The sequence below is a fragment of the Streptomyces laculatispora genome, from assembly GCF_017353455.1.
GTDB lineage: Bacteria > Actinomycetota > Actinomycetes > Streptomycetales > Streptomycetaceae > Streptomyces > Streptomyces laculatispora.
Map to the genome: position 1 here is coordinate 1 of NZ_JAFMPZ010000617.1, position 6,876 is coordinate 6,876.

The window sequence follows — 6,876 nt, forward strand, 5'->3', positions numbered from 1 at the left end:
CGGTCAGGGGCTGGGGATCTCCTCGATCCGTTCGCGGTTGAGCAGGAACTGGGGCAGGTGCGACTGGGCGGGATCGATGGGGAACCCGTAGTCGAAGGCGAGGCTCGCGATCGCCAGCGGTCCCAGAGCCACGTGGGCACGTGGTGCCGCCGACCCGCCCCAGTGGGCCCGGTGTTCAGCCAGGGCCTCGCCGAGTGTCTTGGCGAAGGTGTCGTGGTCCCGTGCGACGAGACGGTGGAAGAGCGCGATCGGCTGGTAGTCGACCGCGTTCACGAACTCCATCGGGGCGTGGGTCATGTGGTCGGGCCCGGACGCCTCCATGGTGGCGACCAGCTTCTCCACGACCCTGTCCATGGAGTGGTCTTCGGAGAAGTACGCCTGCAGGGTGTCGATCCAGTGCAGCACGTACGCGTCGACGGAGTCGTCCTGCCGCAGCGTCTCCAGCGGTACCTGGCACAGCCGTTGGATCCGGTCCCCCTCTCGGCACGCGATCGCCAGGTAGAGGGCGTCGAGCCAGGCACGGGCGTCTGCGGGCGGCGCGGCGGGGGTGGCCGGCAGCTCGATGACGAGGTCCTCGCCGAGCCGGCAGTCCTGCGGCTGAGCGCCGGTGAACAGGGCGGAGCCGAGCTGTACGGCGGTGGCCCAGGCGTCCCACGTGCCGATCTTCGCCGCCTGGGGATCGGTGGCGCACCGGGCGTGGGCGTGGGCGACGGCGGAGGCGAAGGCGTCGCCCGGGCCGATGCCCGGATCCCGGGCGAGCCCTGCTATCGACTCGGCCGTGGCGCGGCTGAGTTCGGCGAGGTCGGGGGCGGGCGCCTCGGCGGCGGCACGGGTGGCGAGCCGGCCGGCGCGGTCGAGGCGAACCAGGCCCTTCATCAGGCCGAGCAGGGACGGCGGCGGCTGGACGGACAAGGAACGGGTCTCCTCGTCGATCACCGTGAGCGGCTTCAGGCTGCCGCGGTGCCACCAGTGGAGCCGCGGCGACAGGGGGCCCTGCCCGTCTTCGAAGGCGCCCAGCGCGTAGGCGGCCAGCGCGTTGACGGCGTCGGCCACCGTGCCGTCGGCGATCGGGTGGTACACCAGGTTGTGCCGGCTCGGCATGACGACAAGGGCGCCGGCGTCCGGAAGCGAATCGCCGGTGACCTGTCGGACCGCCGCGGACAGGAACAGGGCCTGGCTGCCGACGAAGTGCGAGTCTCCGTAGAAGGAGTGCAGGACCGTGCCGTCGAGGGGGATCTCCTCGTGTGTGACGGGCAGGCGCATCAGGTTCCCGTACGCCGCCCGCCCCAGCTCCTCCGGGCCGGCGCGCTCCACGTCCACGTCGGTGAGGATCCGTACGTCGGTGGGCCGGTCGAGGGCGTAGACGAAGACGAGGCCGTCGGCCACCACACGCGCATAGCGCAGGGAGCCGGCGATCTCAGGGGCGATCGACTCGGTGGGCAGCAGACGTGCGTACGTACCGCGCAGCAGTTCGTCGGTGTCGGGAGTGTGGTCCGGATTCATTCGCCTGACTCTACGAAGGCCGTGCGCGGCCGGATCATGCGGCCCGTCCTCCGGTTCAGCCCCGCCGAAGCCCCAAGTGGGCTTGCCGGTACGGCGCTTGGTGCAGCAGACGCATTTCGGCTTGCCCCCCGGCCCCTGCGCAGAGACGTCAGGCTGTGGGGGCGCCCAGAGTCCACAGCTGATTCTCCGCCCAGGCGCCCACGATGGCCACATCGGGATTCTGCTGCCGTATCCCGGCGAACCGGTCCGCCAGCAGTTGGAGCCGGGCGGTCATCGGCAGCTGGGCCAGGACCGGCGGCAGGTCGTCGGTGCCGTGGCCGAGGACGTGGACGGTGATGCCCTCCGCACGGGCGGCTTTGCCGAGCGCTGCGACCAACCCGTCCGGATCCTGCGCGGGTTCCAACAGGACCAGTCCGTCGGAGGTCCCGAACGGGACGGCCGAACCGTGGAGGAAGCTCTCCGCCTCGAAGCCCTCTGCAAGGGTCCGGGACGCCTCCCGGATCTTGAGTGCGCCCTCCCTTGCGGTGACGCCCCATGGGCCGGCGCCGATCAGGGCGAGGGAGCGGGCCGGAATGGCGATCCCGTCGATCCCCGGGTCGGCCACGGCTTCCCGTACCGCTTCGGCGGTGCGCCGCAGCGCCTGGGGGCCGTACTGCTCAGCGCCCAGGCGGGCGGCAATTCCAGCGAGCGCGGCGAGCGCGGCGGTGTAGCTGGCGGTGTAGGTCTCGGAGCGTTCACGCTCGACGGTCTCGATTGCGTCGGCCCAGCCGGACCCGATGCCGGTGACGGAGACGACCGGCACGCCGGTGGCCAGAGCCTGCTCCCGGCAGGTGAGTGCGAAGGCGGTCTCGGCAGTGTGAGTGATCACCACCACGGCGTCACCGTCTCGCAGCGGTGCCCCCCAGCGAGCGAACTGAGCGGCGGAGGACCAGCGGGCGTCCATCCCGGCGTGGACAAGCATCATGGCGCCGAGTTCGGCAGCGTGCTGGCTGGTGCCGGTGCCGATGAGCAGGATGCGTCGCGCTCCGGCCAGCCTCTCCGCGGGGATCGACAGGTCGGTGTCCGCCAGCCGTGCGATGGCGTCAGCCTGGGTGTGGATCATGTCGTACAGGGCCGTCTTCGAGGTCACGCCAGATCACTTCTCATTCTTGGTAGCGGTGTTGCCGTTGCTGTCAGGAAGGATGCGGGGCACAGGGGCACAGGGGCGGAAATGCGGGGTGGCCCGTTCCGGACGGCCCGGTCTCCGGTGGCCGGGTACGTCTGCCAGATGTTTTCAGGTTCTGTCGGTCGCGGGCTGGGCGGTGATGATCAGGTGCGGCGTGCACGTGAGACCGGCTCAGGTCGCAGCCGCCGTCCACTTCTTCGCCGTCAAGGAAGCTGCCCCGGAGCAGCAGCTGCACAACTCGTGTGCGCTGCAATTTCATTGGTCGGCGGTGGCGGAGCGCTCCGGAACGGTGCCCGCGCTGCGGATACGCCGACAGATCCGGCTGGTCAGCGGTGAGAAAGCGCTCCGCGCCGCACAGACAGGTCTCCGGGCCGTCGGTGTCGAAGTCGCGGACGCTGAATTCGTGCGCCTCGACACCGAACGACTTACCGCTCCGGCTCAGGAACCCGAGACTTCGAGCTCCGGCAGCCCGGGGAGGGTGAGGCGTGCCGCGTGGCCTTTGGCTTGCTTGCCGAGGGCTGTACCGAAAGGGATGCCGCATGCGTGGGAGGTGGGGCATGCGGTCAGAGGTGGATCGCCACGCACCTGGACGCCGGGCTCCTCACGGTCGCCAAGCGACTCGTGGTGAACGGCTGGGAGATGTACGAGGACGATCCCAAGACCGACGCCGGAGCGCGCACCATCGCCCTCGACTCCGACACGGTCCAGGCCCTCAAGCGGCACCGCGCCCAGCAGGACAAGGACCGTGAGGATTGGGGGAGTGCCTGGGTGGAGACTGGGAGGGTCTTCAGCACCTACCTGGGGGATGAACCCCAGATCAGCACCGTAATGCGTGGTGCCCCCGGCAGGATTCGAACCTGCGACACCCGCTTCAGGAGTTCGATCAGTGGAGCTTCACGGCATGCTGAGATAGAGGGTGCGAGGGCACACCGGGCTGCTGAAGACCGTGGGTGTACGCCATCGTTGATGTCAGGTGAGGATGTCAAGCGGGCTGAGGCGCGATGTTCACCGCACGGTAGTCGTACCCGTCTTGTCGGTAGCCTGGGGCTTCCCATCGGAGATCCACCTTCTGTCCGGGCGACAGTGTGCGGAAGCCTCTGGTCTGGATGTTGGAGTAATGGCCCCAACACCCCCCGGGAGTCTCGGGGGAGTCGAGCACGCCCCACCCCTCCTCGTCGTGCCACTCGCGGACAGTCGCAGTCACCATGGGGAAATCCTACGGTTCCCGTCTGCGCCGGCGTCCTGGGAACTCAGAAGGGGAATCACTGGTGATGCAGCCTCGAACGGGCCGATGGGCTGGGTGACAGAGGCTGGCGCACCTGGGCAGCCTGGCCCAGCCTCTGTTGTTGCGGACGGCCACACCCACGTGGCCCACGGCACCCAGCGGGAGGCGATCAGCCACATGGGCCGCCTGCTCACGCGCCGTCTGTCGGGTGCCTGAGACGCGACTGCCGTCAAATGGTGCCGTCAAAAGGCCCCGGACCATGATCGGTCCGGGGCCTTTGCCTGGTGCCCCCGGCAGGATTCGAACCTGCGACACCCGCTTTAGGAGAGCGGTGCTCTATCCCCTGAGCTACGAAGGCGTGGGCTTGGAGGGAGCCTTGCTGAAAACCCGGTGGACGGGTCATCGCCAAGGGCTACAAGCCCGCTGGTCGGACAGGGTGTGGCGCCTTCTGCGACCTTGCTGGGGCAGGCGGCGGGACATACCAATGACCGATCAGGGACAGCCTAGCGGATTCCTCCCTGTGAAGGGCCTCCCCATGGGGTTGGCGGCATCGGACGCAGTGCGCCCGCTCCTGACCTGCTATTTCTGTGAGCCTGGGGTCCTCCGGGAGGGAGGCGCTGCCTGCCCGACCATGCGGCGCGCATGGCGGCTCCCCGCCTCCCCGTCTCCCCGACCCGGCAACCTGCCGGCGGCACACCCCGCCGGCCGTGTGGCGGGACGTTTCTGACGACGGCCGCCGTGGCGACGGCCCTCTATCTGCAGAGGTGTCTCCGCGTCCTTTTCCTCGAAAGGCCAGGAACAGGGCGAGGTGTGCGAGCGGGGGCGCCCCCGAGGGCGTACCGATGCTCATCGACCGCAGGGGCGAGTTCGTCAATCCTGCCCTCGGCGCCCTGTTGCCGATCGCGCTTGCTTGCGCGCTCGTCGCCACCGTCCTTCATCGCCAGCGGCGCACGACGAGTTGATGACGCATCACGGACACTCGGAGTGTGACGTGGGTCACTGGAACTTGTGAGGGTGGGCGGACAAGACAAGGCGTGAACTACTCGATGCATGTCCGCATTCGCGCGGGAGATCCTGATGCCTTCAGGGAGCTCTTCCGTGACTACGCGCAGCTGGTCTACCGGCACGCCGTGCGTAGTACGGGGAATTGGGCCGTGGCCGAGGACGTCGTGTCGTTGACCTTCCTGGAGGCGTGGCGGCTGCGGGAGAAGTTGCGGGACGAGGGGGAGAGTCCCCGGCCGTGGCTGATGGGGATCGCGGTCAATGTGCTGCGTAATACGGGGCGTGCGGCCCGGCGCCATGACCGGGCGCTGGCCCGGCTGCCCCTCCGGGACGTATTGCCGGACTTCGCCGACGAGTTGGTCGGGCGGATAGCGGATTCCGAGGAGTTGGCTGCGGCGAAGGTCGCGCTGGGGAAGCTGCGGCGGTCCGAGCGGGAGGTGTTCGCGCTGTGCGTGTGGTCAGGTCTCGGTTACGCGGAAGCCGCCGAGGCGCTGGGAGTGCCGGTCGGGACGGTGAGATCACGGCTGTCGCGGGCGCGGATCCGGCTGCGCAAGCTCACGGACGGGGAGCTGCGGCGCTCGCGAAGCAGGGCGGAACCGGTCGGGGTGTGCGGACAAGTACAGGGTGACCGCATCGCAGCGGTCCGGTCGAACGAGGAGAGTGACCGATGATGCGCACCCCTTGGCGGCGGCGAGAGCCGCTCGACCGTGTGGAGCTGGCCCGGCTGTTCCCGGGGCCGGGCGATCCGGAGCTGCCTCAAGACCGCTTGACCACGCTTGAGGAGCACTTGATGAACGAGATTCAGCAGCACCAGGCGCGTCAGCAGGCTGAGTTGGGGCAGAACCCGGTCTTTCCGCCGCCTCCGGTGGTGGAGCGCCGGTCCCGTCGCAAGGTTGCGTTGATCAGTGCGGCGGTCGCGGTGGCCGTGCTGGCCGGTGTGGTGGGCGTCGGGCGGCTGGGGCTCGGGCAGGGAGGCGGGGGCAGTGCGGAGGCATTGGTGCCCGCCCCTGTCGTGCGGGTGGTGCCGGGAACGACGCGGGGACTGGGCGGCACGGTGGACCGGATCTCGGTGGCGGCCGGCAAGGAGACGCTGCCGGAGCCGGGGCCGGGGCAGTTCATTTACATCAAGAGCCAGGTGTCATGGCTCGCTACGGCACACAACCTCAACACCGGAGAGGAGAAGACATGGGTGCAGAAGCTGCATCCGCGCGAGGTGTGGATGTCGCCAGACGGACGCAAGGGCTGGCTGATCGAGGTGGACAGCGGCACCACCTCGAAGAAGGGCATGGATCTGGACAGCGACGTCGAGCCCCATCTGTCCGCGCCCAGCTACGACTACCTCAAGACCTTGCCCACGGACCCGGACGCGCTGCTGAAGAAGATCTATGCCGAGACCGAGGGGCTGGGCAATGGAAGGAACCAGGAGGCCTTCACCGTCATCGGTGATCTGGTGATGGAGCAGTTGATGACACCCGAGCTGACTGCCGCGCTGTACCGGGCTGCCGCGAAGATCCCGGGCGTGGTGCTGGTGGACGAGGCGAAGGACGCGGAGGGGCGGAGCGGAATCGCCATAGCGCGGGTCGACGAGGAGGCGGGCGAGCGCACGGAGTGGATCTTCGACGCGAAGTCGTACGACTACCTCGGTGAGCGCACGGTCCGGATTCGGGAGGCCGACGGAATAGCGACCGGCACCGTCACCGCGCGGACCGCGATCACCCAGCGGGCCGTGGTCGACGAGATGAAGGCACTGCCGGGGACGGGCAAGGCCTAGGCGGGGAGAGGGCGAAAGTGGCGAGGATGAGAGGTAGCCCCTGTAACAGGGGGGTGGGGTGAGGGGTGGAGACTGCCCAGACAACCAGGCACCCCAGGTGCCAGGTGATCTCTTGACGGGGTGCGGGCGCGGGCATAGCGTCACGAAAGCCATGAGCAAGCGCTTAGAGAGGTCGTTCGTGCCGCACACCGACCCGACTCCAGCCACACC

General features: G+C 68.9%; 5 protein-coding genes and 1 tRNA gene. 2 read left to right on the top strand and 4 right to left on the bottom strand.

The features are described from left to right. Positions 1-3 precede the first annotated feature (3 nt). The 4 genes from J1C73_RS32280 to J1C73_RS32295 all read right to left on the bottom strand — a co-directional run bounded on the left by J1C73_RS32280 (position 4) and on the right by J1C73_RS32295 (position 4,251). Positions 4-1,503, bottom strand: coding sequence for an immunity 49 family protein (locus J1C73_RS32280; RefSeq protein WP_207319469.1), 1,500 nt, complete (start codon positions 1,501-1,503; stop codon positions 4-6). Positions 1,504-1,651: 148 nt separating this feature from the next. Continuing rightward, on the bottom strand, positions 1,652-2,632 hold the full coding sequence (locus tag J1C73_RS32285) for an SIS domain-containing protein (RefSeq protein WP_207319470.1): 981 nt from the start codon (positions 2,630-2,632) through the stop codon (positions 1,652-1,654). A gap of 1,018 nt (positions 2,633-3,650) precedes the next feature. Then, on the bottom strand, positions 3,651-3,875 hold the full coding sequence (locus J1C73_RS32290) for a cold-shock protein (protein ID WP_207319471.1): 225 nt from the start codon (positions 3,873-3,875) through the stop codon (positions 3,651-3,653). Between the two features lie 300 nt (positions 3,876-4,175). Continuing rightward, positions 4,176-4,251: transfer RNA gene (locus tag J1C73_RS32295), tRNA-Arg, on the bottom strand. Positions 4,252-4,939: 688 nt separating this feature from the next. Here J1C73_RS32295 and J1C73_RS32300 point away from each other — a divergent pair. Further along, positions 4,940-5,566 (top strand): RNA polymerase sigma factor, encoded by a 627-nt coding sequence (locus J1C73_RS32300; protein ID WP_207319473.1) that lies wholly within the window; start codon positions 4,940-4,942, stop codon positions 5,564-5,566. A 119-nt stretch (positions 5,567-5,685) separates the two neighbouring features. After that, positions 5,686-6,666, top strand: a complete 981-nt coding sequence (locus J1C73_RS32305) for a CU044_5270 family protein (RefSeq protein WP_207319472.1) — start codon at positions 5,686-5,688, stop codon at positions 6,664-6,666. Positions 6,667-6,876: the final 210 nt, after the last annotated feature.

What these genes read in the sequence shown, in the direction of transcription:
- J1C73_RS32280 (WP_207319469.1), bottom strand. Translation starts at nt 1,503, where the DNA reads ATGAATCCGGACCACACTCCCGACACCGACGAACTGCTGCGCGGTACG.
- J1C73_RS32290 (WP_207319471.1), bottom strand. Translation starts at nt 3,875, where the DNA reads ATGGTGACTGCGACTGTCCGCGAGTGGCACGACGAGGAGGGGTGGGGC.
- J1C73_RS32300 (WP_207319473.1), top strand. Translation starts at nt 4,940, where the DNA reads ATGCATGTCCGCATTCGCGCGGGAGATCCTGATGCCTTCAGGGAGCTC.
- J1C73_RS32305 (WP_207319472.1), top strand. Translation starts at nt 5,686, where the DNA reads ATGAACGAGATTCAGCAGCACCAGGCGCGTCAGCAGGCTGAGTTGGGG.